The sequence below is a fragment of the uncultured Desulfobulbus sp. genome (genome assembly GCF_963662935.2).
In the GTDB taxonomy this organism is placed as follows: Bacteria; Desulfobacterota; Desulfobulbia; order Desulfobulbales; family Desulfobulbaceae; genus Desulfobulbus.
The window spans coordinates 191,003-215,671 of sequence record NZ_CAXXTL010000003.1 but is presented as its reverse complement, the minus strand read 5'-3'; the positions used below and the strand labels follow the sequence as shown (position 1 = coordinate 215,671).

Sequence of the window (24,669 nt, the reverse complement as noted above, 5' to 3'; positions counted from 1 at the left end):
GTCTGTAGCTTTTTAGCTTTGTAGTCTGTAGCTCTTGAGTCTGGAGCGTTTTGCCTAACAGACTCAACCGCTCCAGGCGCTCAGCCTCATCTCATTCCCAGCGGATGGTCTGGGCGATAACGCTGGTCAGGTCCATGGTTTCAATACTGAGTTGTTCGCGGCGGAAGGGGTCTTCCATGGCGCATTTGAGGTGGATCTGGCATTTGGGGCAGGCGGTGACCAGGAGGTCGCTGCCGGTGGCGTGCGCCTGCTCGAGCCGCCTGACCTGCATGGCCTTGCTGTAGGAATCGCAGCCGGTCCAGGCGCAGTTGCCACAGCAGATAGCAGCCCCGCCCGATTCCTTCATTTCCACGAATTGGAGCGGTTTGAGCCGTTTGAGCAGTTTGCGCGGCAGGTCGGTCCGGTTCTCCAGACGGCCAAGGCGGCAGGAATCCTGGAAGGTGATCGAACGTTCCAGCGGTTTGAAGCCGACTGCACCCTTGTCGATCTGTTCTTCTAGAAAATCGTAGAGATGCACCACCTTGAAACGAGGCTCCAACCCCTGTTCGGCATAGGTGGTGTGGAGAGTCATGTAACATTCCGGGCAGGTGGTGATCACGGTTTCGATGCCGAGTTCGTGCAGCCGGTCCACATTGAGCCGGGCAAGCCGGGTGAAATTTTCCTTATCGCCGGACCATAAGAGGTCGTGACCGCAGCAACGCTCATCTGCCTGCAACCGGGGGGCAACATCAAAGAAGTTCAACAGCCGCAGACTGTCGATCAGGATCTTATTGGTCTGCACATCGCTGTGCTTGCCGAAGAAGATGTCATAATAGGGCGCACAGCCTCCGAAAAAGAGGGTGGTGCTCTCCGGATCGATACGGATTTCCTCGGGCAGGCCGGCCCAGCGTTGGGGGGTGATCGCCTTTGACGTCATCGAGCGCATCAACGAATGGAAGAAGCCGCCATGCACCTCCTGGCCGGGGAGTTCGGTCTGGCGGTAGAGGTGACGAAGATCCTTGATGAAAGCCGGAAAATTGACCGCCGAGGGGCAACGGTCGTAGCAGAGGCCACAGGTCAGGCAGGACCAGGCATTTTCCTGAACACCGGGAGCGTGGATGCCGCCGGTGATCACCGCCGAGGCAATGGCCCGGGGAGAGAAGGGTTTGCCGATCAAGGCCAGGGGGCAGGCAGAGGAACACTTGCCGCAATCCTGGCAGGCGTGGATGTCGTAGGTCTCGACCAACTGTTTGAGTTCCTGTTTACGCGCGATCGGATCCGGCACCGGGACCACGGGAGCTGCCTGAATACCGGCTGGCCCGAGGGTGCGGATATCAGCACTGAAGTCTTCGAGAAAAGTGAGCATCTCCTCCGATTGCTCCGGAAGAAAAGCGGCAAAGCGCAGCCGTTCGCTCCCTAATCCCATGATGTCGAGGATCTGCTGCACATCCTGGGTGTTGCGCTGGGAGGTGGCCGTGCCGCTGCCGTAGCGGCAGGTTCCCGGCTCGCAGCCGATCAGGGCGACGCCGTCGGCTCCCTTGGCAAAGGCCTTGAGCAGCATGGCCCGGTCGATGCGGCCGGCGCAGGGCGTCCGCACCATGCGGATCTCATTGGGAATGGGACGCCGCTGGTCCTGCAGGGTCAGGAAGGCGGCATGCGCCCCCCAATTGCAGAGAAAAAGGAGGATATTCACTTTGGTGTCGGTGGTTGGCTTATTCATGGACGCTGTCCCTGGAGAGAAGTTCCTCGAGGGCTTGCTCGAGATAGGCGCGGTTGCGGTAGGGGCTGTCGGCAGCGCCGGTCGGGCAGACCGAGAGGCAGTTGCCGCAGCCTTTGCAGAGGGCCTCGTCGACAAAGGCGTGCCAGCCCCCCACATCGTTAGGCTGCAGGGTGACCGCATGGTAGAGGCAGACATTGGCGCATCGGCCGCAGCCCCGGCAGAGTTTCCCGTCGATGGCCGCAGTAAATCCTTTGGACTGGCGCGGCCCGCGCGGCATGGCAGCAGCCACCATCATCGCCGCCGCCGTCCCTTTTTTGAGTTTGGAGACGTTAATATCCGGCGGTTCGGCCAGGTACAGACCAGGGACCGAGGTGGCGCAGGGGTAGGCGAAAGGGATGCCGTTGACGCCGCGTTCCTGGATCACGGCCTCGACGGTGGCGCTCGGCAAACCTTCCTGATGGGTGTAGGCGATGCGCCGCCGCGCCTTTTCACCGAGGATGACCGTACCGGCCCGGAGAATCTGGCTATGGTCCTCGGATTCGACCAGGATCTGAAAGTCGCCGATGGTGCCTTTGATCCCCTTGACGTGCCAGTTGGGGAAATTGTGGATATTGGCGTGGTCGACCAGGTCGCTGAGCGGCTGTTCGGTGGTGCCGAAGCGGAAGACCTCGTGATCGGAATCGGCAAGGGTCAGGGCGCTGGTGATGGTTGCCGGCGAATTGCCGATAACGGCGGCGGCAAAGTTGTAGTTGCGGTCCACGGCCAGCAGCGGTTTGAGGTGCCGAGTCCGCTGGATCGAGCGTTGCAACAGTCCCTGGAACCGTTCCAGGGCGAGTTCCGGGTTGGATTCGACCAGCCGCAGGATTTCGCCGCGCAGATTGCAGGTTTCGACCATGGACCGGCTGATACCCGTGCCCAGAAAAAGGTTGCTCTTCAGCCGGCTGCGCTGGTCGGTACAAGCACTGCAAACGAAGTTGAGCGGGCAGCAAACGCAGGAAGCGAGCACGAGGCGGGTGATGCCCTTTTCCCGGACCGCCCGGATTATGGCGGAAGTCCCTTCTTTGACGCAGGCCGAGGTTAGCATTTCGGTGTGGATGATGGCCGGATCCGTAGCGGGCAACTGGGCCAGATACTCGTCCATGCCGTCCAGCCAGCCGAGGGAGTCGTTGCAGCGGCAGGCAAAGACGCCGATGCGGATTTCCGGGGAGAGGCCGGCATCGGGTACGGAGACGGAGAGGCCGTGGCCTTTGGTTTTTTTGGAGGCCCCGCCCAGGAGCAGCATAGCCCGGGCAGCGGCGTCAAAGCCGCGGATAATCATGTCGTTGACGTCGGACCGGGCCGCCTTGGGCCCATAGGCGCGGATGATGTCGTCGCCCTTGATGTTGGGGGCGATAGCTGGATCGGCGACAATCACCGCGCCACATTGCTCAACGATCTCTTCCTTTTCCTGAAAGTGGTCGATGGCCTTGAGTGCGCCGCAAGCGGCCACGCACTGCAGGCATTCGGAGCAAACACCGCACTGCAGGCAACGGCTGGCCTCGGCGGCCATCTGCAGGGCATTAAATCCCAGGGCCACCTCGGAGAAATTGCTCTTGCGCTCGGCAGCCTGCCGCTCGGGCATCGATGTGCGCTGCTGTTGGGGCAGGTCTTCGGGGATGCAGCGGAAATCCTTGGATTCCGGCCGGGAAACAGGTCGTTCTTCTTGGATGCCGGTGAGATCGAAGTGGATCGTCCTCGCTGCTTTGCGGCCCGAGGCCATGGCCTTGACCACCGAGGAAGGGCCGGAGACGGTGTCGCCGGCGGCATAAACGTGCGGATGGGAGGTGTGCAGCTCCTGATCGGTCTCGATGAAGCCGCGCTCATTGACCGCAATCCGGCCACCGAACGTTTGCGCATTGAAGCCGCCTATCTGGCCGATGGCGACAAAGGCGCGGTCAAAGGCAAGGCTGAAAGGTTGCTGGCCTTCGGCAAAAACCGGCCAGACAATGCCGCGGGCATCGGGTGGGCCGGGGACGGTGCGCATGCACTCGATGTGGCTGAACCGGTTGTTTTCTCCCCGGAAGGCAACGACTTGAGTGGCATCAACAATAGTAATGCCTTCTTCGATTGCCTCGCGCACCTCGTCCGGGTCGGCCGGAATATGCTCGGCACCAAACCAGGAGATGATGCTCACGGTGGCGCCCATGCGGGCCAGGGTGCGGGCGAGATCAAAGGCGGAATTGCCGTCGCCGATTACCGCCACCCGTTCGGGCAGGCTGGTCAGATTGTCCCACTGCCGGCGGGCAAGGAAAGCAAGGCAACCCTCGACACCTTCCAGATCCTCACCGGCCACTCCCATCCTGCGGTCGTGCCAGGTGCCGGTGGAGAGGACCAACCCGTCATATTCCGTGGTCAGACGGTCGAAATCGCCCGCCAGATCAATGGCATGGCTGGTGACAAAGGTAACGCCCATCCGCTCGATCAGGGTAATCTCCCGATCCAGGATGGAGCGCGGCAGCCGGTGAGCACCGATGCCGTAGCGGAGCAGACCACCGATTTCTTTTTCTTTTTCAAAGACGGTGACTCCGTAGCCTTTGCGGGCCAGATCGGCGGCAGTGGCGATACCGGCCGGACCGGAACCGATCACCGCGATTTTTTCCGGCCGGGTCGGTTCTATTTGCGCAGCCGGTCCTTGAATGGTCGCGTCCTGCTGGGCTGTTTCGGCGCCCTCAAAGTCAGCAAGGAACCGTTTGATCGCGCGAATGGAGACGGGGTCGTCAACCCCGCCCCGCCTGCAGGCATCCTCGCAAGGGTGGGTGCAGATGCGGCCGCAGATACCGGGCAGGACGTTGTCCCGGCGGATCAAGGCCAGAGCCTCGTCATATTTGCCTTGAGCAGCCAAGGCAATATAACCCTGGGCATTAACGCCCAGCGGGCAATTCTCCTGGCAGAGCGGCTGTTTGCGCTTGTCGATGTAGGGGCGGCCGGGCAAACTGGTGCGAGCAGAGTAACGCAAGGCTTTGCCGTTTTCCGGATGCTCCACCGGACAGGCGGCGACGCATTTGCCGCAGAGCGCGCAGCGGTCAGGATCTATAAAGGTCTGCTCTTGATCGATGCGGACGCTGAATCCTTGGGGGGTGTGCTTGATCGAGGTGATCCGCGCCGGCAGCAGGGTGCGGATCGAGCTGTTGCGCATGATCCGGATCAATCCGGGCCGGTGGGCATAATTGAAGCTCAACCCCGAGGGAAACCGGTATTCCTCGGCCGCCAGTTTGCGGTCAAGATCGGGATCGGCGTCAATCAGAGTGACCGGGATGCCCAGTTCGCCCAGCTTGTTGGTGGCGGCGATGCCTTCCGGCGTGGCACCGGCGACAATCACCCGATAGAGGCGTTCTTTTTGTCGTTTCATTGCGCCAAGGCTCCTGTCTGGCCGGCGGCCCGTTTTATCCGGCCCTTGAGGGTGGAAAGACCGTAGTCGAATCCCTTGGTGTAGGCTTCGATGTTCCGTTCCACCGTTCCCTTGGGCACCGATTCGGCGATGGTCGCCTTGGCCGCCTCGCTGGAAACTGCCTCGGTGATCGCGGTGCAGAAACCGATCATGATAATGTTGGCCATCATTTTGTTGCCCAGATTCTCGGCCATCCGAGTTGCGGGGATGGCGAAGTGGTCGCAGGGAACCTGTTCCGGATGCACCAGATCCTGGTCGACCAGAAGAACCGAGTCTTTGACCAGGGTTGGGGCAAATTTATCGTACCCGGCTTGGGACATTGCCAGCAGGATCTGCGGGGTGTTGACGTAGGGATAGTGAATCGGCCGGTCCGAGATGATCACCTGGGCGTTGCAGGCACCGCCGCGCGACTCCGGGCCGTAGGCCTGCACCAGGGTGCTTTCTTTTTTATCGCCGAGCGAGGCCGACATGCCAAGGATGCGTCCGGCCAGGATGATGCCCTGGCCGCCGAAGCCGGTGACAATGATCTCGGTCTGGTTGGTGTGTGCGTGTGTACTCATGGGTGTGGTCGTTACCGAAGCAGGGGGGATGGATGAAAATCAGTCGTCACTGCAGGGACGGTGCATCTCGGTGTAGCGGTCATCGCAGGTGGAACGATCGATATCGATGAACTTGCCGATGATCACGCCTTTTTCAAAATCAATGTCCGCCCGGGCCGGATCAGCGCCGTTCTTGATAATGGTCCGGTCCTGGTAGAGCTTGAGGGTGTCGAGCGGTTTTTCCTTGTTGCGGCGGCCATAGTTGATCGGGCAGGGCGACAACACCTCGATGAACGAAAAACCTTTGCGGACAATGGCCTCATTGATGGCGGTGGTCAGGTCCCTGGTCTGGAGGATGGTCCAGCGGGCCACATATGAGGCTCCGGCGGCATAGGCGAGCAGCGGCAGGTTGAAAGGGGCGTCCGGGTTACCCAGCGGCGTGGTGGTTGATTTTGCCATGTTGGGGGTGGTGGCCGCACATTGCCCGCCGGTCATGCCGTAGGTCAGGTTGTTAACGCAGATCACGGTCAGATCCATGTTGCGGCGGGCTGCATGGATAAAATGGTTGCCGCCAATGGCAAAGAGGTCGCCGTCGCCCGAAAACACAATCACCTTCAACTCCGGATTGGCCATCTTAATGCCGCTGGCAAAGGGGATGGCCCGGCCGTGGGTGGTATGAAAGGAATCGAGCTTGATATAGCCGGCGCCGCGTGCCGAGCAGCCGATGCCCGAGACCATGGTGAATTTGTTATAGGGAATCTCGGTAGCCTTGATGGCGCTGAGGCAGGAGGAGAAGACCGTACCGATGCCGCAGCCCGGACACCAGATGTGGGGAATGCGTTCGGTGCGGATCAGGTCATCGAGTGGATGTTCCGGCTGTTTAGCCAGTTTTTTCGGATTGGTGGTCATAATCTTAAAACTCCTCCTGGATGCGGGCAATCACCTTGTCCGGGTGGATGATCTTGCCGCCGGCACTGCCCACAAGATAGGCTGGGGCTTTGCCGCCGGTGCAACGCTCGACCTCGTAATGGACCTGACCGAGGTTGATCTCGACGGTGATGAAGCCTTTGACGCGGGTGGCGATCTCGCGGATCATCGCCTCCGGAAAGGGCCAAACCGTCACTAGCCGCAAGAGTCCGGCCTTGTAGCCCAGGGCTCTGGCATGATCAACGGCGGCAAGGCCGGTGCGAACCGAAATGCCGTAGCTGACGATCACGATTTCGGCATCCTCCATGCGGTAGCTTTCGGTCTCGATGATGTCGTCGAGGTTGTTGCGGATCTTACCTTTGATCCGGGTCATCATCTGCTCCTGGGCCTCGACGGTCATGGCCGGGTAGCCGCGCTCATCGTGGGTCAGGCCGGTGACATGGATATTGTAGCCGTCACCTATGGCCGGCATGGGAGCCACCCCGTTGGGGCCGGGTTCGTAGAGCTTAAAACGGTCCTTGCGGCCGGTGGGTTTGGGCCGGTCGATCAAGTGGATGGTGCTTGCTTCGGGGATGGTCACCTTTTCGCTCATGTGGCCAACGATCTCATCGGACATGATCAGGACCGGGACCCGGTATTTCTCGCTGAGGTTGAAGGCGCGGATGGTCTGGTAAAAGCAATCCTGCGGCGAGGAGGGGGCCAGGGCGATCAATTCGTAATCGCCGTGCGAGCCCCAGCGGGCCTGCATCATGTCGCCTTGGCCGGTCTGGGTGGGCAGGCCGGTGGAGGGACCGGTCCGCTGGACATTGACAATCACGCAGGGGGTCTCGGTGCAGACGGCAAGGCCCAGGTTTTCCATCATCAGGCTGAATCCGGGGCCGGAAGTGGCGGTCATGGACTTGACGCCGGTCCAGGCGGCGCCGAGGATCGAGGCAATGGCTGCGATCTCGTCTTCCATCTGGATAAAGGTGCCGCCGATGTCGGGCAGCCTCTCGGCCATGTGCTCGGCCACCTCGGTGGCCGGGGTGATCGGATAGGCGCCGAAAAAACGGCAGCCTGCCGCAATCGCTCCCTCAGCGCAGGCCACATCGCCGGTGATATAGTGTTCGCCAGTGAGAACAGCTGGTTTCATAACAGGGGTCTTGCCTCGTTGGGGGATTATTTAGGAACGGCCGCAGAATCCATTTCCACCGAATAGATGGCGAATTCGGGACAGATGATCTCGCAGTAGTGGCAGTTGACGCACTCGTCGGGTTTGGTCACCACGGGGGGATGGTAGCCCTTGCGGTTGTACGTGTCGGAAAACTGGAGGATGTCTTTGGGGCAGAACTCGATGCAGTAGCCGCAGCCTTTGCACCGATCGTCGATGATCGTGACCAGGCCTCTGGTGACCTGTATTTCCTGCGCGTCAAGCGGGACTCGCCAAAATGCCATATTGCCTGCCTGTGATGGGATAAAGGTTGCCGTCGTGCAAACAGGGGAAAGAGAACAGCTGTTTGCACTGAAAAAGCAAAGGCCAGAACTGACCCCTGCCTTGCAAAAATTTGAATAAACTGGAAAAACAGACAGGTGTCAAGGGGCATCCAGGTTTTTGCTAGAAAAAATAAAGACACCGCCACTGTTTTTGTGACGGTGTCTTCAATTTTGTTGTTTGTTGTCTCTTTTGTTGCGGCAAGCTGGTGGCGGGCGGTGATGTGGGAAGCGTTCAGGTGGCTTTCTGTCGTTAGGAGCGGTGGGGCGATGGGTTCTCAAAAATGGGTGTTGGGTTGATCAGAGGCATGGGGTGACCAACCCCCTCACTCTTTTTCTCCACTCTCAAAGCCGGGCAGTTCCAGCGGACTGAGCACCTTTTTTTTGGGCGTGCCGCTGATATCGGTGATCCGGCGAACGGTGCGGTTGGAGATGCGCTTGCCCTTGGCGCTGGCCCCTTTGATAAGAAAATCGTCCAGATCGATTTCCACGGCATTATGCTTGGCCCTGGCTGAGGGTGCCAGGCTGGCCCGGACCCGCAATCCCTCTTTGCCGAGCAGAAGGAGGAGAATGGTGGAACGCTTGTCCGCGTCAAACAGCCGGTATTCCCGGTTGAGGATGAATTTCGGGGTGGCGAAGCGTTTGACATAGGCCAAGTTCTCCGGACCGTGACGGTAGATCAGGTTGAAGACCAGATCGTTTTTTACCACGCCCATCCAGTGGAGGTCCGGGCCGATAAAGAGTTTGTCCGGCACAGGGATCACCTTGTAGAGGCCGTCTTTAAAAATCAGCAGCAACCGGTCGTACTCGGAGCAGCAGAGTTCATGCTCGCCGCCTGCCTCCTCGGCCTTGATCTTGTGACCAATGAAGCCGGTCTCCCGGTGGTAGCCGACCGTGAGGTTGGAGAGGGCCGCGGCCCGCGCATCGATCTCGTCAAAGGCTTTGAGTTCGCTCCGCCGGGGAAACATCGGCCCGTATTTGGCCAAGAGATCCTCGATGTAGCCAATGGTGAAGCCGACCATGTCGGTCAGGTGCTGCTTGATCTGGGCAATGGCCTTTTCGATCTCCCGCAGTTCCTTTTCCTGGCGGTTGATGTCGTAGCGGGAGATGCGGCGAATCTTGATTTCCAGTAGCCGTTCCACATCCTCGGTGGTGATCTTGCGCTGCAGTTCTTCGGCATAGGGGATCAGCGACTGGCGGATGGTGCTGACCACCGCCTTGTAGTTGATCTTTTCCTCGATCTCCTTGTAGAGCCGATCCTCGATGAAGATCTGCTCCAGTTTGCGGGCATGCCATTTTTCCTCCAGCCGCCCCAGTTCAATGGTCAGCTCCGCTTGCAGATTGTGGAGCAGCCGGTCGGTGTTGCGCTTGAGGATCACCTCCACCTCCAACTGGCGGGGCATATTCTCCTCGATGGTCACCAGGCTGGGGGAAACGCTCAGCTCACAGTCGGTGAAGGCGTAGAGGGCGTCGATGGTCTCCTCGGCCAGGACACCGCGCGCTAGCTTGATTTCGACCTCGACCTTCTCGGCGGTATAGTCGTTTATCGAGGCGATTTTGAGTTTACCCGCCTTGGCCGCCTTTTCAATCGACTCGATCAGGGACTGGGTGGTGATGTTGTAGGGCAGTTCGGTGACGACAATAGTCTTGGCATCCGGCTGTTCCAGCTTCACCCGGCAGAGGAGGCGGCCGTTGCCGTGGTTGTAATCTGCGACATCAATGATCCCGCCCCGGAGAAAGTCGGGATAGAGAATAAATTCCTTGCCGCGCAGATAGTCGATCTGGGCCTGGAGCAGTTCGCCAAAATTGTGCGACATGATCTTGGTGGCCATGCCGACCGCAATACCTTCGGCGCCGAGCAGCAGCAAGAGTGGGATCTTGGCCGGCAGCCGTACCGGTTCCTGCATGCGGCCGTCGTAGGAATCGATGAACTCGGTCAGGTCTTTGTTGAACAGGGTCTCGAGCGCCAGCGGCGACAGGCGGCATTCAATGTACCGGGGAGCCGAGGCCTGATCGCCGGTGAAGATGTTGCCGAAGTTACCCTGGCGATCGACCAGGTACCCTTTGTTGGCCAGATTGACCAGGGCATCAAAAATCGACTGGTCGCCGTGCGGGTGCAGCTTCATGGTCTCACCGACCACATTGGCCACCTTGTGGAAGCGGCCGTCATCCATGTTGTGCAAGGTCTGCAAGAGCCGCCGCTGCACCGGCTTGAGGCCGTCGTCGACGTCGGGGATGGCCCGCTCGCGGATGACGTAGGAGGTGTAATCGAGGAAATTGGTGTCGAACAGCTGGTGCAGTTTGCCGCGTTGCGGCTCGGTGGTCTCGCTCATACCGGCCTCACGATCAAATGGTCCATGATGTACTGCTTGCGTTCCGGCGTATTCTTGCCCATGTAGAACCGCAGGACCCGGCTGACCTCACTGAGACTGTCGATCCGCACCTGTTTGATCCGCATGTCCGAGCCGATGAACTGCTTGAACTCGGGCGGCGAGATCTCGCCCAATCCCTTGAAGCGGGTGGTCTCAATGGAGCGGTCGGCCTTGCTCTTGGCCTTGAGGGCAATAATCGCCTCGGCCATATCCTGGTCGGAATAGCAGTAAAAGGTTTTTTCTTTATTGCGGACCCTGAAGATCGGCGTTTCCAAAATATAGACACGCTCATGCTTGACCAGCAGCTCGAAGTAGTGGAGGAAAAAGGTGAGCATGAGATTGCGGATATGGAGGCCGTCGACGTCGGCGTCGGTGGCAAGGATGACCTTGTCGAAACGGAGATCGTTAATCGATTCCTCGATATTGAGGGCCTGCATCAGCGAGTACATCTCCTCGTTTTTGTAGAGTACGTCGAGCCGCTGGCCAAGTACGTTCAACGGCTTGCCCTTGAGCGAGAAGACCGCCTGGGTCATGGGGTCGCGGGCCGTGACGATGGAGCCGGCGGCGGACTGGCCCTCGGTAATGAAGAGCATGTTCTCGCGGCCCGGCTTGGAAGGGTTGCCGCGGGCAGGGTGATATTTGCAGTCCTTGAGCTGGGGGATTTTGAAGGCGATTTTTTTGGCCTTGGCCTTGGCATCGCGGCGGACCGACTGCAACTCGCGTCGCACCCGTTCGTTGCGCTGCACCTTGTCGACTAAAACTTCGGCGGTCTCCGGATATTTATAGAGATGGGTCGCCACCGCATCCTTGACGGTGTTAACGATGCCGGTGCGGATGTCCGTATTGCCGAGCTTGTTTTTGGTCTGCGATTCAAACACCGGATCTTGGACCTTGACCGCCAGGATGCCGACGATACCGTCGCGGACGTCGAGGCCATTGAATTTCTTGCCGGTGAACTCGTTGACCCCCTTGAGAATGCCCTCGCGGAAAGCCGAAAGATGGGTGCCACCCTCGCTGGTATAGGTGCCGTTGACAAAGGAGAAATAGGATTCGCCGTAGTCGTCGGTGTGGGTGAAGGCGAATTCCAGGGCCTTGTCGGCAAAATGGATCGGCGGGAAGATCCGCTCGCTGCTGACCTCGCGATCCAACAGATCCAGGAGGCCGTTTTTGGAAAAAAAGAGGGCGCCGTCGAGATAGAGACTCAAGCCCGCATTGAGGTAGGCATAGCGCCAGAGCCGCTGTTCCACATATTGCGGGTCGTACTGGTAGGCCGGGAAAAGTTCGGGGTCCGGGAGAAACTCCACCAGGGTGCCGTTTTTTTCCTTGGCTTCGCCTTCCTCCTCGTGCTGAAGAATGCCTTGGGCAAAGGTGGCTGTCTTGAAGTGGCCGTCGCGGAAGGCGGTCACCACGAACCGGGTGGAGAGGGCATTGACTGCCTTGGTGCCGACGCCGTTGAGCCCTACGGAAAATTGGAAGACTTCGGTATTGTATTTGGCGCCGGTGTTGATCACCGAGACGCATTCCACCACCTTGCCGAGCGGAATGCCGCGGCCGTAATCGCGCACCCGGCAGCAGCCGTCTTCGGCTACGGCGATGTCGATCCGCTTGCCGCAGCCCATGATAAATTCATCAACCGCGTTATCCAGGATCTCTTTGAGCAGGATATAGATGCCGTCATCGGGATGCGAGCCGTCGCCGAGGCGGCCAATGTACATTCCCGGCCGTTTGCGGATATGCTCCAGCGAACTCAGCGTTTTGATCTTGGATTCGTCGTATTGGTGTTCAGCCATGCGTATCGAGGGAAGTAGATGGTTAGACTGGAGCCAAAAAAAGAGGAAACAATCAGGGCAGCGGGCGGGTTGATCACTCCTCATTGCTCTTAAAAAGGTAACTTTTTCAAGAAAGCAGCAGCGGCAAACGTGCAGCGGGCGCACTGTACTTATCTCGCCTCTGCAAGTCAAAGAAAAGCGTGCATCCGCTCTATTGCGTTTTACTCCATCATGTGGACGCGCTCGCAGTCTGGGCAGATCCAGGTGGGGCCGTTGCTCATGCCCCACTTGTTTTCCTCGAAACAGCTGGGGCAGATCTGGAAGCCGCAGCCGCAGTTCCAACAGAAGGGCTTTTCTTCTTTGCAGCAGTGGCAGCGGAATGCCTTTTTTCCCCGGCGGCCGCGCACCGGTTTTTTTTGCAGTTGATCCATCAGTCCATGTTCTCCTTGGGCGGTCGCAGTTCCTGGTTCAGCCAGTCGAGATAACTCTCGCCCCCGGCAACCACCGGCGAAGCCAGGATTTCCGGCACCTGGTAGGGGTGAAGGGCTCGAAGAGCCCGGCAGAGGTCGGGGAAGAGATCGCGGCGCGATTTGATGGTGCAGACCATCTCTTCGCTCTGTTCAATCGCCCCCTGCCAGCGGTACCAGGAGGTGCAGGGGCTGATCTGGACGCAGGCTGCAAGGCGTTGCTCCAGAAGCTGCGCGGCCAGTTGCTCCGCGCTCGTTTTATCGGCCAGGGTGGTGATCACCTGGATAAAAGGTGTCATAATGTTCTCCATCAAAAAAACAGTGACAAGCACCCGCGCTCCAGCTCGGGCTGGAATATTTTTGTAAAGTGGAATATCTTACCAGCGCTTTTGAAAAATTCAAACCACAGCTTTCTCTCTTTATCCTTCAAACAGGTGCTCTTATGCTCTTTGCCGTGGATGTCGGAAATTCCCATACCGTGAGCGGTATTTTCAAAAAAGGCCAACTGGTGGGCAACTGGCGGCTGCAGTCGCGCCAGGATCGCACCGCCGATGAGCTGGCCATCCGCTACCACGCCCTGTTTCAGATGGCCGGTATCAATCCGGACCAGATCACCGGGTTCATCATTGCCTCGGTGGTGCCGACCCTGGAATCCAGCTGGCTCCATTTTGCCCGCAGCTACCTGACCAAGTTGCGGCAGCCGCCTCTAGCCGTCACCAACACCATCAAGCTGGGAATGAAAGTGGCCACCGAGAACCCGGCCGAGGTAGGGGCCGACCGGATCGTCAACGCTGTGGCGGCCTGGGAGCGGTTCCATACGCCGTTGATCGTTATCGATTTCGGCACAGCCATCACCTTTGACTGCGTCAACGGGGAACCTGCCTATGTCGGCGGCACCATCCATCCAGGCATTGGCATCTCCCTCGACGCCCTGGCCACCCGGACCGCCAAGCTGCCCCGGCTCGACATCGATGTGACCCCCGATCATCCCATCGGCACCACCACGGTCAAGGCCATCCATTCCGGTGCCTTGTACGGCTTCGGCGGCCTGGTCGACCGGATGGTGGAGGTGCTGAGCAAACAACTGACCCCGGATCGGGAACGGGCTCAGACCATTGCCACCGGCGGCATGGCGGAATTGATCAAACCCTATACCAAGAGCATCGACGAGATCGATCCGCAACTGACCCTCAATGGCCTGGAGCTTATCTATCGGCTCAACTGTAAAGGCAAAGATGAGTGACCGGCCGATCCTGCCGCCCCGGCTGAAACGAGGAGACACCATCGGCCTGTTCTGCCCGGCCGGACCGGTCCGCGATGTCCAGCGGCTGCAGGCCGGGATCAAGCTGATCGAGGATGTGGGTTTTGCGGTCAAGGTACGGGGACCGGTCGAACAGGGGGAAGGCTATTTGTCCGACAGCGACGAGCGGCGGGCTGAGCACCTGCACGCCCTCTGGAGTGATGAGGAGGTCAAGGCCATTCTGGCAATCCGGGGCGGCTATGGCTGCCTGCGGATGGTCGAGCAGTTGGATTGGGAACTATTTCGGCGGCAGCCGAAGTTCCTGGTCGGCTTCAGCGATGTGACCGTGCTCTTGAATGGCTTGGTGGATCGTTCCGGACTGGTTGCGCTCCACGGACCCATGGTTTCGACCCTGGCGCGCAGCGGCGAGCAAGGGGTGGCCTCGCTCTTTTCCCTGCTGACCGGCGAGTTCAAGGAGCGGATCAAACCCAAGGGAGTGGAGATTCTGCGTGGCGGCACCGGCCGGGGACGGCTCGTCGGCGGCAACCTGACCACCTTGGTGCATCTGCTCGCCACCCCCTGGGAGCTTGCTTGGGATGATTGCATTCTGGTGTTGGAAGATACCGGCGAGCCTCTGTACCGGATCGACCGGATGCTGACTCAGTTGGCCCTGGGCGGACGCTTGCAGCGGCTGGCCGGCCTGGTGCTCGGCGATTTTGATACCGGCACCGACGAACTGGCAAATCTGCGGCTGCAGGAGGAGGTCTGGTCGCGGGTGCTGGAACTGGCAGCCCCCGGATATCCGATCTGGGCCCGGTTTCCTTTGGGCCACCGGGAGCGCAATCTGACTCTGCCCATCGGCATGGAAGCGGTGATTGACTCCAGCGCCGGCACGCTCCAACTCCACCCCGAATCTGTGACCTTGGCTTGAGGTTATGCTGAAGCGTTTCCTGCTCACTTGGCTGTTCCTTTGCATCCTGCCGCTGGCTGTCCTGCTCAGCGGCCTGCCGCTGTTCCTGCTTCGTTCCGAACTCGATGAATCGACCCTGCTTGTGGCCACCTGCCTGTGGGGATCGCTGGGCCTCCTGGCGCTGATTCCCTTGACCAATGGGGCGCTGCGAAGGGTCTGGCTGTTTCGGGGAAGCGGCGATCCGGTCTCGCTCGATCAGATGCGGCAAAGCCTGCTCACCGTGAACAGTATGGATTGCCCGGTCACGGCGATCGCCAAACGCAAAAAGATCGTCCTCACCTGGCGGTATCGAGAAACCCGTTGGTGCGAGCTGTTCAGCCACTTGGGAATCAACCGGCTGTATGAATTGCATTGCCGCTTCGACGCCGACACCCGGACCGTGTACCTGATGGACCGGCAGCGGACCGCCGATTTCCTCATCTGCCCGGACCGGGTCAAGACCGGCCGGCTGCGTATCCCCTTGCCCCTGCTGCGACTCCGCGCCAAACGGCTTGCCGCCATCGAGCAGTATGCGCTCCTGACCGAGGACGAGTACAACTTCCATCCCCGCGAGATCAAATCGCCCGTTCTGGGCACCATCCTGGCCAGCGGCTGGCATGTCCGCCTCAGCCTGTTCTGATGGAACCTGACCGGGAAAATGTTACCGGCAGGATGGATCACGCTGGATGGAGAGTGCGGGGAAATGTGGACGGGGCAAAAGGTATCATGAAATTGAACGGATGGGGCACAATGACCGGCGGGCTATGGTGGGTTGGCGCACTCTAATCTTGATGAACTCGTAAAAAAGGAAAACACTCGGTTGTGTCATTTCGAGCGTAGCGAGAAATCTCTATAATTATTATGAGATTTCTCCTCGCTGTGCTCGTCGAAATGACAGGAGTCGACTTTTTACGAAACCATCAATCTTGGACCGGCTGCAATAAAAAACCGCCGTCAGCGCAAGGCTGAAGGCGGTCGGGGTCCCCAGAAAATCTTTGGAAAAATTCAGATGCTGATCTTCGCGCCCAACTTGTCGACAAATTTGGCCAACCATGCGGGATGGGCCGGCCAGGCAGGCGCGGTCACCAGGTTGCCCTCGACATGGGCCGCGTCCATGGCCACGTCCACGTACTGGCCGCCAGCCAGGCGAATCTCCGGCGAGCAGGCCGGGTAGGCCGAACATTCCCGCCCCTTGAGCACCCCTGCTGCGCTCAGTAACTGGGCACCGTGGCAGATGGCGGCAATCGGTTTGTTGGCCGCGGCAAATTCCTTGACGATAGCCAGCACTTTTTCATTCAGGCGCAGGTATTCCGGGGCGCGGCCGCCGGGTATCACCAGGCCGATGTAGGCGTCCGTCTTGACTGCGGCGAAGTCGGCATTGAGGGTGAAGTTGTGACCCCGCTTCTCGCTGTAGGTTTGATCGCCCTCGAAATCGTGGATCGAGGTGCGGACAAATTCGCCAGCCTTCTTGTCCGGGCACACCGCATCCACCTGATAGCCAAGCATGGTCAGGGCCTGGAACGGCACCATCACCTCGTAATCCTCGACATAATCACCAACCAGCATCAAAATCTTCTTTACTGTCATCGTATGCCTCCTATCTATGGCTTGTTGTTGCATGGGTTGTGCATTCCGGCATTGAGATCGACCGCATCACATGAAGCGCGCCGGCCGCACGGTTGCCGGAAATTTTAACCACCCGTGCGGAGAAGGCAAGCCCTGTGCCCGGGAAAAGACCGGCCGCTTCTGGTCTCGCTTGCAGGTAAGTTCGGTTTTGATGAAGAACAAAGAGAAATTTGAAAATGGGGGGCTGTCTCCGATTTTATGGCTGTTGGGTCTCGCTCTTGGTAGTGAATACATCGCTGTAAAACGACTTTGTGCTCGCCGATTAACAAGGGGGCCGCAATCAGAGTCAGTTGGTTAGCTACAAGGGGTGGAACGTCTTTTCTTGTCCAAAGAAAAGATTAAACCGTAAATAGAACCGTCCCCTTTTTCCTTGATTTAGGGTTGCACTTTATCAATTCTTGTTGATGTTTATTTTTTTGTTCTACTGGAAATTGATAATAATAGGAATGAATTGCCAATTACTAAAATTACAGGACCTATAAATTGTAACGGTAAAAAGACGTAATTTCGCCAAAAAAGCCATCTTGACCCGTTAGTTCTGTCGGCGTTGAAAGATTTAACTTTGTCGTCAATTATCTTCCTTAATTCTATATTCAATTTTCTGTAATGGTCTTTAAAGAGTTTTACCATTTCTTCTTGGGAAATTTCCCCATCAATATATTTTTTTGCTATTATTTTTGAGTATGAATTCACATTGGGGTCAGGTAGCAATTCTTCAATTATTTCAAGTTTTTTATTCTCGACCAATAATAATGCGTATTTTTCTGAATATTGGCGATACAAAATAGCTTGCTGTTCCAATTCACTCAGTTTTAACCTTTGGTGCATCAAATTGTCTGTGAAATCATCTATTTTGTAATTAGCAATTTGTGAAAAAATTGTTGATAAAGATATGATTATTAATGAAAAAATCTGTATTTGGATCGAATATTTTTCTTCAATTAACCTCATTGAAACTCTCTAACTCTAGATTGAATTTTCAAGTCCTAACAGTGTTGTTAGGCCAATTTTTCGGGCGAATAACAGGCTGGGATGTGGTGTTGACGATACAAGGAAGCGTGATGCCTGGTCAATACAAGAGTCGCCCGTCTTTTCATTCTTTCAAGCTGTTATAGGTTTTTTTTGTGGTGGCGCGATAGGTTGAACAGGTGAAATAGGTCCTGCGTTCTTGTCTTCAAGTTGTATTATGGCAAAGTTAAAAGACAAACTGCGGTCACGAAGAAGCGGGTGGTCGTGATATCCGTGGGTGTTTGGAATTTCTGGCGGAGGAAGGCAAGGTGCCAGCCAACCCTCATCGCTCCTTCAGTCGCTCGCTATCAAGGATAAAGATCGTCTTGCCCTCCACCCGGATCAACCCCTCCTCGGTCATCTTGCTGAAAATGCGCGACAGGGTTTCTGAGCTCGTACCCAGCAGGCTGGCCAACTGGCCCTTGGGAATGTCGAGCACTACCTTGTCCTGGCGTTGTTGCTCCTCCATCAGGTAGTGGAGGTAGGAGGCGAGCCGTCCGGGGACTTCCTTGAGGGTGAGGTTTTCAATTTGGGTGGCGAAGCGGCGCAACCGCATGGCCAGCACGGCCAACATGTTGAGGGCCAGCGAGGGGTTGGCGGTGATCAGGCCCACGAATTCAGTGCGGGGGAAAAAAAGGACTTCAGACTCAGCCAGGGTTTCGGCGTTGGCCGGAAAGGGACTGCCGTGAAAGACCGGAACCTCGCCGAAGGGTTCTCCCGGCCCGAAGATGTGGAGGATCTGTTCCTTGCCGTCAAAGGACATCTTGAAGATCTTCACCTTGCCGCTCGCCACCATGTAAAAACCGATGCCCGGATCGCCTTCGAAAAAAATCGCCTCGCCTTTGGTGTAGCGTTTACTGACGCATATTTGAGCGATTTCCTGAAGTTGTTCTGCCGGAAGTCCGCTGAATAGGAGGCTGTGTGCCAGCAGTTCGTCTTTTTTTTGCATATTGATGAATAAAAGTTGAGTTTTTGATCTAAGTCAAAGAAAGTCGACAAAAAGGAAGTAGAGTGCAGGCATACTACTGAGGAACACTGTCGATCGCGACAAAAAAACAGAGAAGGAGACATGCCATGTTTTGTAACCAGTGTGAACAGACGGCCAAAGGAATCGGATGCAACATCGCTGGAGTGTGCGGCAAGAATGAGGAGGTCGCCGATCTCCAGGATCTGCTGATCCACGCCCTGCAGGGTCTTTCCCTCTTTGCCCAGGAGGGACGGAAGCTGGGTATTGTTGATGAGGCCGTTGATCTATTCACCTATGAGGCCATCTTTTCCACCCTGACCAATGTCGATTTCGATCCGGAGCGCTTTGTGGTTCTGATCAAGCGGACGGTCGAGTTGCGTGAGTCAATGAAGGCCATGGTTGCAGCCGCTGGCGGCAAGACCAATTTCACCGAGGCTCCGGCCACTCTGATTCCGGTTGGATCCGTGGCTGAGCTGGCCGCCCAGGGCAAGGCCCTCAATCTGATCGAAAATCTCGATAGCGATGTCAATATCCGCTCCCTCAAGCAGACCCTGCTGTACGGCCTCAAGGGCATTGCCGCCTATGCCGATCATGCCGCCATCCTTGGCCAGAAGGACCCGGCCATAGCCGCCTTCTGCTATGAGGCTTTGGCTGTGATGCTGGTTCCGGGACTAACCGTGGAGCAATGCGTACCCGTGGCCATGAAGGCCGGCCAGGTCAATCTGCGCGCCATGGAACTGCTCGATGCGGCCAACACCAGTACCTACGGCCATCCGGTGCCGACCTCCGTGCCGCTGGGGCATCGCAAGAACAAATGTGTGTTGATTACCGGCCATGACCTCCATGACCTGGAGCTGCTGCTCAAGCAGACCGAGGGCAAGGGGATCGACATTTATACCCACGGCGAGATGCTGCCCTGTCACGGGTATCCGGAGCTGAAAAAATACCCGCATTTCTATGGGCATTTCGGTACCGCCTGGCAGAATCAGCACAAGGAATTCCCTAATTTTCCGGGACCGATCCTTTTTACCACCAACTGCATCCAGAAGCCGCGGGACGAATATCAAGACCGGATCTTCACCAATGGTCTGGTCGGCTGGCCCGGCGTCAAACATATTGCCGACAAGGACTATTCGGCGGTAGTCGCCATGGCATTGGCCATGCCCGGCTTCACCGACGAGGTCGACAATGGTTCGGTGCTGGTCGGCTTTGCCCGCAACGCCGTGCTTGGCGTGGCCGATAAGGTGATCGAGGCAGTCAAATCCAAGGCGATTCGCCACTTTTTCCTGGTGGGCGGTTGTGACGGCGCCAAACCCGGCCGCGACTACTTCACCAAATTTGTTGAGCAGGTGCCCAATGACTGCATGGTGCTGACCCTGGCCTGCGGCAAGTTCCGTTTCTTTGACAAGAATCTGGGCGACATCGGCGGCATTCCGCGTCTGCTCGATGTCGGTCAGTGCAACGATGCCTACTCGGCCATCCAGATCGCTGTCGCTCTGTCCAAGGCCTTTGACTGCGGCGTCAACGACCTGCCGCTGTCCATGATCCTCTCCTGGTACGAGCAGAAAGCGGTGGCTATTCTCCTGACCCTGTTGTCCTTGGGAATCAAGGACATCCGCCTCGGGCCGTCGCTTCCGGCCTTTATTACTCCGGCGGTGCTTGAATTCCTGGTCAACACCTTCGACATCAAGCCGGTGGCTGAGACCCCCGAGGAAGATCTCAAAGCCATCCTCGGCTAACCCTTTTCTTTCTCTTGACCCCCAGCATCTCGGCCGGATCGACCGGTCCGGCCGAGGTGTGCCCGGAGTCGAACCATGAACGACAACCACAAGACCTATCTCGTGCTGCCCCATTACGATGCTGGCCTGCTCAGTCCCGATGAACTGGAGCAGTTGGCCGGGCTGGCGAGGAAATATGACATCCCGAAAACAAAGATCACCGGTGCACAACGTGTTGCCTTTCTCGGCATGGGCCCCGAGGCTCTGGAAGCCTTGAAGGCTGAGCTGCAGATTCCGGAAACGCCGCCCCATGCCCGCAGCCGGGTGCATTATGTCCAGGCCTGCCCAGGCAGCACCTGGTGCCGGTATGGGCACCAGGATGCCCTGGCGTTGGGCGAGCGAATCAAGGCCATCGAATTGGACGGCCCCTTGCCCGCCAAGGTCAAGGTGGGCATTTCCGGCTGCCGGTTTTGCTGCTGCGAATCCTGGATGCGCGATGTCGGCCTTGCCGGCGAAAGCAAGGGCTGGCGCTTTTCCTTTGGCGGCAATGCGGCCGGGCGGCCGCGCATCGGCGATCTGGTGGCCGAGGGATTGAGCGACGACGAAGCCGTGACCCTGGTGACCAAAACGTTGAACTATTACCTCCACACAGCCAGGTTCAAGTCACGGTCGGCTCGGTTTATGGAGCGTTTCGGCATTGAAGCCCTGAAAGATGCGGTCCTCGGTTGACTGGCGCCACAACACTTACCTAAAGAAACTATTATGAAAGTACTCCGAAAGATTATCAAGATAGATGAGGAACTCTGCAACGGCTGCGGCCAGTGTGTTCCGGACTGCGCCGAAGGTTCCCTGCAGATCATCGACGGCAAGGCCCGTCTGGTGGCCGATAAACTCTGTGACGGGCTCGGGGCCTGCCTCGGTTCCTGTCCAACCGGAGCGCTGCAGGTTATCGAGCGTGAAGCCGACGAATTCGATGAGGAGGCAGTGGAGCATTTTCTTGCCAGCCAGAAAAAAGAGCAGCCGAAGACACCGGTGCAACCCTCCGGCGGCTGCCCTTCGGCCCGGCTGCAAACCCTGCAACCGATGACCCCTTGTCAGATGGCCAATGTGCCTGGTCTCCAGACCGGTTCGGCCCTGGCGCACTGGCCGGTGCAGATCCGGCTCATTCCACCGACCGCGCCCTTTTTGGAAAACTGCGACCTGCTGGTGGCGGCCGACTGCACCGCTGTCGCCTATGCTGGCCTGCAAAAGGATTTTCTCGCCGGCCGGGTGGTGATGATGGGCTGTCCCAAGTTTGACGATCAGCAACTCTATATCGACCGGTTCACCGAAATCTTCCGCACCCGTACTTTGAAGTCGCTGACCATCCTGATCATGGAGGTGCCCTGTTGCCATTCCATGCTGCAGATTCTCAAAAAAGCCGTGGACGCAGCTAAGCCAGCATTCCCCATTCGCCATGTGGTGATTTCCACCCGGGGCGAAATCAAGGAAGAGACCGCCTGGTAAGACAGGCCTGATTCAAATATTTTCCCCCTCGTCCCGGACCGCCGAACTCCTTGCAGCGTCTCCGGGGCGAGTTTTTTTGTTCTTTCCTGCCTCACGGTTTTGTCCGCCTGCGATTCGATCCTTGCCCTCCTTGCTGCCGTGAGCTACGCTTTGCAGTATACATGCCCCTTGATCCTCCTGAGGGCTGCACCTCCTCCTCTCCCTGGAATTCCAGTATGAAAACCAATCTGACCCTGATCGGCATGCCGGGTGCGGGTAAAAGCACCATCGGCATCATTCTCGCCAAAAATTTGTCACTGGGCTTCATCGACACCGATGTCCTCATCCAGATCAACCGGCAGAAATCACTGCAGCAGATCCTGGACGAATCCGATCATCTGCACCTGCGGGCCATAGAGGAAGAAGAAATTCTCAAGCTCAACGTCAGCCGCCATGTCATTGCCACTGGCGGCAGTGCCGCCTACAGCGACAAGGCCATGCTCCACCTGCAGCGAATATCCACCATCATATTTTTAGAGGTCTCGTTTGGTGAGATTGAGCGCCGCATCCGCAACTTTGCAACTCGCGGCATTGCCAAGGCCAAGAATCAAACTTTTCGCGAACTCTTCGACGAACGGCAGGCCCTGTACAATCGATATGCGGAGTTGACCGTCCACTGCGACGGTTTGGACCAGGATGCGATCGCGCTCCACATTGCCCAATCGGTTTCGCATAGTTTGCACAGCTAAAGAGAAAGTTCTTTGATAACGGGCATTTTTTTCTAGGTATATTTACCTATCCTTTGACTTCCCTTTGAAATCTTCTACAATTCTTACAAGGAAGGATTGGGATAGACGATTGGTCGTGCCGCCAGGGGAATGGTGGCCGACCGGTCCATGGGTAGAAGGCTTCGGTGCTGCAGGAACCAAAGAAATTGTGATTATCTGGAGGGGTCTCTATGAAATTTTCATCAATTCGTTTCAAACTTATCGTCGGTGGTATTCTCATCGTCCTTATCCCCCTGGCGGTGAGCGGCTATGTGGCTAAAAACAATTCCGCCACGGCCGTCACTAAATACAGTAAAGCCAATGCGCAGTCGATTGCCGAGGGACTGGCCCTGCAGGTTGCCGCCACCCTGGATGGGGAAATTAAATTTGCTGCTGCCTTTGCCGGCCGGACCCAGGTGAAGATCGCCGCTGAAGCCGTCCAGTCCAAGGGGATTGAAGGCGCTGCCGAGGCCGTTGAAGTCATCCGCAAGGATCTGCGCAAACGTTTCGAGCAGCTTAAAACGAGCTACAACGCCATTGTCCTGACAGACGCCAACGGCAAAGTCTATGCCTCCGAAGCCGTCTCGGAAGAGGAGCTGAAAGCGCTGGACATCGCCGGGCACCCCCTGTTTCAGGAAGTCAAAAATTCCAAAAAGACGATGAGCGGCGAGATGGTTCGCTCTAAAGCAACCAATGAGCCGGTTCTTCTCCTTTGCGGGCCGATTTTAGGAGATAATGGCGCTTTTCTGGGTGTTTTTGGCGCGCTCCTCAAAGGTTCGGTTCTTGCTGATCTGGTCACCGCCAAGAAAATCGGGGAGACCGGATACTGTTTCATGGCCAACAAGGAGGGTATCATCAATGCCCATCCCGACGCCAAAAATGTCCTCCAGCTCGATCTTAAGACCCTGAAAGGGATGGAAGAAATTACCAAGGAGATGATGGCCGGCAAGGTCGGCGCAGAATCCTATGTTTATAAAGAAATCGACAAGGTTGCCGGCTATGCGCCGGTCAAGATTAAGGGCTGGAGTGTCGCCGCCACACAAAATGCCAGTGAATTTCTCGCCAGCGTTATTTCCTTACGAAACACCATTGCCTTGATCACCGCCGTCTCCATTGCCCTGGCCGCAATCATTATCTTTTTTGCCGCTAATTCCATTGTCGGGCCGATCAACAAGGCGGTCGCCGGTCTCAAAGATATCGCCCAGGGCGAGGGTGACCTCACCTTACGGTTAGCCGTTGCTTCCAAAGATGAAGTGGGCGACCTGGCCATGTGGTTCAATACCTTCATTGAAAAATTACAAAAAATGATCGGCAGGATCAGTGACAACACCAAGGAGGTCAATCTGTCGATCAAGGAACTGTCCAATATCGCCGCCGCTCTGTCAAAAAATGCCGAGGAAACCTCCGGCCGGGCCAATAACGTGGCCACCGCCGCTGAGGAGATGAGTGCCAACCTTAATGGTGTGGCCGCCGCCATGGAGCAGTCCACCACCAATACCACGATGGTTGCCAGCGCCGCTGAAGAGATGACGGCAACCATCAGCCAGATTGCCCAGAACGCGGAACAGGCCCATTCGATCTCGGAAAAGGCGGTAACCCAAGCTTTGAGCACTTCGGAAAAAATGGCTGAATTGGGTCAGGCTGCCCAGGCTATCAGCAAGGTCACCGAGGCGATTACGGAAATATCCGAGCAGACCAATTTGCTGGCCCTCAATGCCACCATCGAGGCGGCTCGGGCTGGTGAGGCGGGTAAAGGCTTTGCCGTCGTTGCCAACGAGATCAAGGAACTGGCCAAACAGACAGCCGCTGCGACCATGAACATCAAAAATCAGATTGCCGGCGTGCAGGGGACCACCAAATCGACGGTGGATGAGATTAACCAGATTTCCAAAATCATCAACAGCGTCAACGAGATCGTGGGTACCATTTCCAATGCCGTGTCCGAGCAATCGACCGCCACCGAGGAGATCGCCAATAACATCGCCCAGGCCTCGCAGGGTTTGGGAGAGGTCAATGAAAATGTCAGTCAGAGTTCGGCGGTTGCTGGAACCATTACCCAAGACATCGCTGGAGTGAACACTGCCTCCAACGAGATTTCCAAGAGCAGCCAGCAGGTTACCTCAAGTGCCGGTCGTCTGCAGGATCTGGCCAATGAGCTTCAGGGTATTGTCAACACCTTTAAAATATGAACCAGCAGAAAGGCGGGTGAAAATAAGAACAATGATGTTTTTTCCGGCCC

At 57.3% G+C, this 24,669-nt stretch carries 21 protein-coding genes; 8 read left to right on the top strand and 13 right to left on the bottom strand.

The window, feature by feature from the left end:
* Window positions 1–91: 91 nt before the first annotated feature.
* From ACHZCX_RS19720 to cutA, 10 genes are all read right to left on the bottom strand, one after another.
* Window positions 92–1,699 (bottom strand): hydrogenase iron-sulfur subunit, encoded by a 1,608-nt coding sequence (locus ACHZCX_RS19720; protein ID WP_319588919.1) that lies wholly within the window; start codon window positions 1,697–1,699, stop codon window positions 92–94.
* Entirely contained in the window at window positions 1,692–5,087 is a 3,396-nt protein-coding gene (locus ACHZCX_RS19715) for an FAD-dependent oxidoreductase (protein WP_319588918.1), read from the bottom strand. The genes ACHZCX_RS19720 and ACHZCX_RS19715 overlap by 8 nt, the downstream gene beginning before the upstream one ends.
* Window positions 5,084–5,686, bottom strand: coding sequence for a 2-oxoacid:acceptor oxidoreductase family protein (locus ACHZCX_RS19710; RefSeq protein ID WP_319588917.1), 603 nt, complete (start codon window positions 5,684–5,686; stop codon window positions 5,084–5,086). The genes ACHZCX_RS19715 and ACHZCX_RS19710 overlap by 4 nt, the downstream gene beginning before the upstream one ends.
* Before the next feature lie 39 nt (window positions 5,687–5,725).
* Window positions 5,726–6,574 carry a 2-oxoacid:ferredoxin oxidoreductase subunit beta gene (locus ACHZCX_RS19705; protein WP_319588916.1) on the bottom strand — a complete coding sequence of 283 codons (849 nt, stop codon included), beginning with the start codon at window positions 6,572–6,574 and terminating at the stop codon, window positions 5,726–5,728.
* Window positions 6,575–6,578: 4 nt separating this feature from the next.
* Entirely contained in the window at window positions 6,579–7,724 is a 1,146-nt protein-coding gene (locus ACHZCX_RS19700) for a 2-oxoacid:acceptor oxidoreductase subunit alpha (RefSeq protein ID WP_319588915.1), read from the bottom strand.
* A gap of 26 nt (window positions 7,725–7,750) precedes the next feature.
* Window positions 7,751–8,026, bottom strand: a complete 276-nt coding sequence (locus ACHZCX_RS19695) for a ferredoxin family protein (RefSeq protein WP_319588914.1) — start codon at window positions 8,024–8,026, stop codon at window positions 7,751–7,753.
* Between the two features lie 362 nt (window positions 8,027–8,388).
* Window positions 8,389–10,395 (bottom strand): DNA topoisomerase IV subunit A, encoded by a 2,007-nt coding sequence (locus ACHZCX_RS19690; RefSeq protein ID WP_319588913.1) that lies wholly within the window; start codon window positions 10,393–10,395, stop codon window positions 8,389–8,391.
* Window positions 10,392–12,224, bottom strand: coding sequence for a DNA topoisomerase IV subunit B (locus ACHZCX_RS19685; RefSeq protein ID WP_319588912.1), 1,833 nt, complete (start codon window positions 12,222–12,224; stop codon window positions 10,392–10,394). The genes ACHZCX_RS19690 and ACHZCX_RS19685 overlap by 4 nt, the downstream gene beginning before the upstream one ends.
* A 200-nt stretch (window positions 12,225–12,424) precedes the next feature.
* Complete coding sequence (locus ACHZCX_RS19680; RefSeq protein ID WP_319588911.1) at window positions 12,425–12,634, bottom strand: hypothetical protein; 210 nt, start codon at window positions 12,632–12,634, stop codon at window positions 12,425–12,427.
* On the bottom strand, window positions 12,634–12,969 hold the full coding sequence (gene cutA, locus ACHZCX_RS19675) for a divalent-cation tolerance protein CutA (RefSeq protein WP_319588910.1): 336 nt from the start codon (window positions 12,967–12,969) through the stop codon (window positions 12,634–12,636). Before cutA ends, ACHZCX_RS19680 begins: the two co-directional genes overlap by 1 nt.
* Before the next feature lie 143 nt (window positions 12,970–13,112).
* Between cutA and ACHZCX_RS19670 the strand changes: the two genes are divergently transcribed.
* Genes ACHZCX_RS19670 through ACHZCX_RS19660 form a run of 3 tightly spaced genes read left to right on the top strand, consistent with a single transcriptional unit; the run spans window position 13,113 to window position 15,499 of the window.
* Window positions 13,113–13,913 carry a type III pantothenate kinase gene (locus ACHZCX_RS19670; protein WP_319588909.1) on the top strand — a complete coding sequence of 267 codons (801 nt, stop codon included), beginning with the start codon at window positions 13,113–13,115 and terminating at the stop codon, window positions 13,911–13,913.
* Entirely contained in the window at window positions 13,906–14,841 is a 936-nt protein-coding gene (locus tag ACHZCX_RS19665; protein WP_319588908.1) for an LD-carboxypeptidase, read from the top strand. Before ACHZCX_RS19670 ends, ACHZCX_RS19665 begins: the two co-directional genes overlap by 8 nt.
* Before the next feature lie 4 nt (window positions 14,842–14,845).
* Entirely contained in the window at window positions 14,846–15,499 is a 654-nt protein-coding gene (locus ACHZCX_RS19660; protein ID WP_319588907.1) for a hypothetical protein, read from the top strand.
* A gap of 365 nt (window positions 15,500–15,864) precedes the next feature.
* Here the strand turns inward: ACHZCX_RS19660 and ACHZCX_RS19655 are convergent, their stop codons facing one another.
* The 3 genes from ACHZCX_RS19655 to ACHZCX_RS19645 all read right to left on the bottom strand — a co-directional run bounded on the left by ACHZCX_RS19655 (window position 15,865) and on the right by ACHZCX_RS19645 (window position 18,442).
* The gene (locus ACHZCX_RS19655; protein ID WP_319588906.1) at window positions 15,865–16,446 is read right to left on the bottom strand and encodes a DJ-1/PfpI family protein; all 582 of its coding nucleotides are present in this window, start codon (window positions 16,444–16,446) and stop codon (window positions 15,865–15,867) included.
* A gap of 447 nt (window positions 16,447–16,893) precedes the next feature.
* Complete coding sequence (locus ACHZCX_RS19650; RefSeq protein WP_319588905.1) at window positions 16,894–17,436, bottom strand: hypothetical protein; 543 nt, start codon at window positions 17,434–17,436, stop codon at window positions 16,894–16,896.
* 340 nt (window positions 17,437–17,776) lie between these two features.
* The gene (locus ACHZCX_RS19645; protein WP_319588904.1) at window positions 17,777–18,442 is read right to left on the bottom strand and encodes a Crp/Fnr family transcriptional regulator; all 666 of its coding nucleotides are present in this window, start codon (window positions 18,440–18,442) and stop codon (window positions 17,777–17,779) included.
* A 125-nt stretch (window positions 18,443–18,567) separates the two neighbouring features.
* Here ACHZCX_RS19645 and hcp point away from each other — a divergent pair, with 125 nt between their 5' ends.
* The 5 genes from hcp (at window position 18,568) to ACHZCX_RS19620 (ending at window position 24,619) form a co-directional block, all read left to right on the top strand.
* Entirely contained in the window at window positions 18,568–20,199 is a 1,632-nt protein-coding gene (hcp, locus tag ACHZCX_RS19640) for a hydroxylamine reductase (protein ID WP_319588903.1), read from the top strand.
* 75 nt (window positions 20,200–20,274) lie between these two features.
* Window positions 20,275–20,907 carry a nitrite reductase gene (locus ACHZCX_RS19635; protein ID WP_319588902.1) on the top strand — a complete coding sequence of 211 codons (633 nt, stop codon included), beginning with the start codon at window positions 20,275–20,277 and terminating at the stop codon, window positions 20,905–20,907.
* A 33-nt stretch (window positions 20,908–20,940) separates the two neighbouring features.
* Window positions 20,941–21,684: a 4Fe-4S dicluster domain-containing protein gene (locus ACHZCX_RS19630; RefSeq protein ID WP_319588901.1), complete on the top strand. Its 744-nt coding sequence runs from the start codon at window positions 20,941–20,943 to the stop codon at window positions 21,682–21,684.
* A gap of 215 nt (window positions 21,685–21,899) precedes the next feature.
* Window positions 21,900–22,412, top strand: coding sequence for a shikimate kinase (locus tag ACHZCX_RS19625; RefSeq protein ID WP_319588900.1), 513 nt, complete (start codon window positions 21,900–21,902; stop codon window positions 22,410–22,412).
* A gap of 209 nt (window positions 22,413–22,621) precedes the next feature.
* The gene (locus ACHZCX_RS19620; protein ID WP_319588899.1) at window positions 22,622–24,619 is read left to right on the top strand and encodes a methyl-accepting chemotaxis protein; all 1,998 of its coding nucleotides are present in this window, start codon (window positions 22,622–22,624) and stop codon (window positions 24,617–24,619) included.
* Window positions 24,620–24,669: the final 50 nt, after the last annotated feature.

Bases quoted from the DNA above. Each gene is read 5' to 3' on its own strand.
- ACHZCX_RS19720 (WP_319588919.1), bottom strand. From the start codon at position 1,699: ATGAATAAGCCAACCACCGACACCAAAGTGAATATCCTCCTTTTTCTC.
- ACHZCX_RS19715 (WP_319588918.1), bottom strand. From the start codon at position 5,087: ATGAAACGACAAAAAGAACGCCTCTATCGGGTGATTGTCGCCGGTGCC.
- ACHZCX_RS19710 (WP_319588917.1), bottom strand. From the start codon at position 5,686: ATGAGTACACACGCACACACCAACCAGACCGAGATCATTGTCACCGGC.
- ACHZCX_RS19705 (WP_319588916.1), bottom strand. From the start codon at position 6,574: ATGACCACCAATCCGAAAAAACTGGCTAAACAGCCGGAACATCCACTC.
- ACHZCX_RS19700 (WP_319588915.1), bottom strand. From the start codon at position 7,724: ATGAAACCAGCTGTTCTCACTGGCGAACACTATATCACCGGCGATGTG.
- ACHZCX_RS19695 (WP_319588914.1), bottom strand. From the start codon at position 8,026: ATGGCATTTTGGCGAGTCCCGCTTGACGCGCAGGAAATACAGGTCACC.
- ACHZCX_RS19690 (WP_319588913.1), bottom strand. From the start codon at position 10,395: ATGAGCGAGACCACCGAGCCGCAACGCGGCAAACTGCACCAGCTGTTC.
- ACHZCX_RS19685 (WP_319588912.1), bottom strand. From the start codon at position 12,224: ATGGCTGAACACCAATACGACGAATCCAAGATCAAAACGCTGAGTTCG.
- ACHZCX_RS19680 (WP_319588911.1), bottom strand. From the start codon at position 12,634: ATGGATCAACTGCAAAAAAAACCGGTGCGCGGCCGCCGGGGAAAAAAG.
- cutA (WP_319588910.1), bottom strand. From the start codon at position 12,969: ATGACACCTTTTATCCAGGTGATCACCACCCTGGCCGATAAAACGAGC.
- ACHZCX_RS19670 (WP_319588909.1), top strand. From the start codon at position 13,113: ATGCTCTTTGCCGTGGATGTCGGAAATTCCCATACCGTGAGCGGTATT.
- ACHZCX_RS19665 (WP_319588908.1), top strand. From the start codon at position 13,906: ATGAGTGACCGGCCGATCCTGCCGCCCCGGCTGAAACGAGGAGACACC.
- ACHZCX_RS19660 (WP_319588907.1), top strand. From the start codon at position 14,846: ATGCTGAAGCGTTTCCTGCTCACTTGGCTGTTCCTTTGCATCCTGCCG.
- ACHZCX_RS19655 (WP_319588906.1), bottom strand. From the start codon at position 16,446: ATGACAGTAAAGAAGATTTTGATGCTGGTTGGTGATTATGTCGAGGAT.
- ACHZCX_RS19650 (WP_319588905.1), bottom strand. From the start codon at position 17,436: ATGAGGTTAATTGAAGAAAAATATTCGATCCAAATACAGATTTTTTCA.
- ACHZCX_RS19645 (WP_319588904.1), bottom strand. From the start codon at position 18,442: ATGCAAAAAAAAGACGAACTGCTGGCACACAGCCTCCTATTCAGCGGA.
- hcp (WP_319588903.1), top strand. From the start codon at position 18,568: ATGTTTTGTAACCAGTGTGAACAGACGGCCAAAGGAATCGGATGCAAC.
- ACHZCX_RS19635 (WP_319588902.1), top strand. From the start codon at position 20,275: ATGAACGACAACCACAAGACCTATCTCGTGCTGCCCCATTACGATGCT.
- ACHZCX_RS19630 (WP_319588901.1), top strand. From the start codon at position 20,941: ATGAAAGTACTCCGAAAGATTATCAAGATAGATGAGGAACTCTGCAAC.
- ACHZCX_RS19625 (WP_319588900.1), top strand. From the start codon at position 21,900: ATGAAAACCAATCTGACCCTGATCGGCATGCCGGGTGCGGGTAAAAGC.
- ACHZCX_RS19620 (WP_319588899.1), top strand. From the start codon at position 22,622: ATGAAATTTTCATCAATTCGTTTCAAACTTATCGTCGGTGGTATTCTC.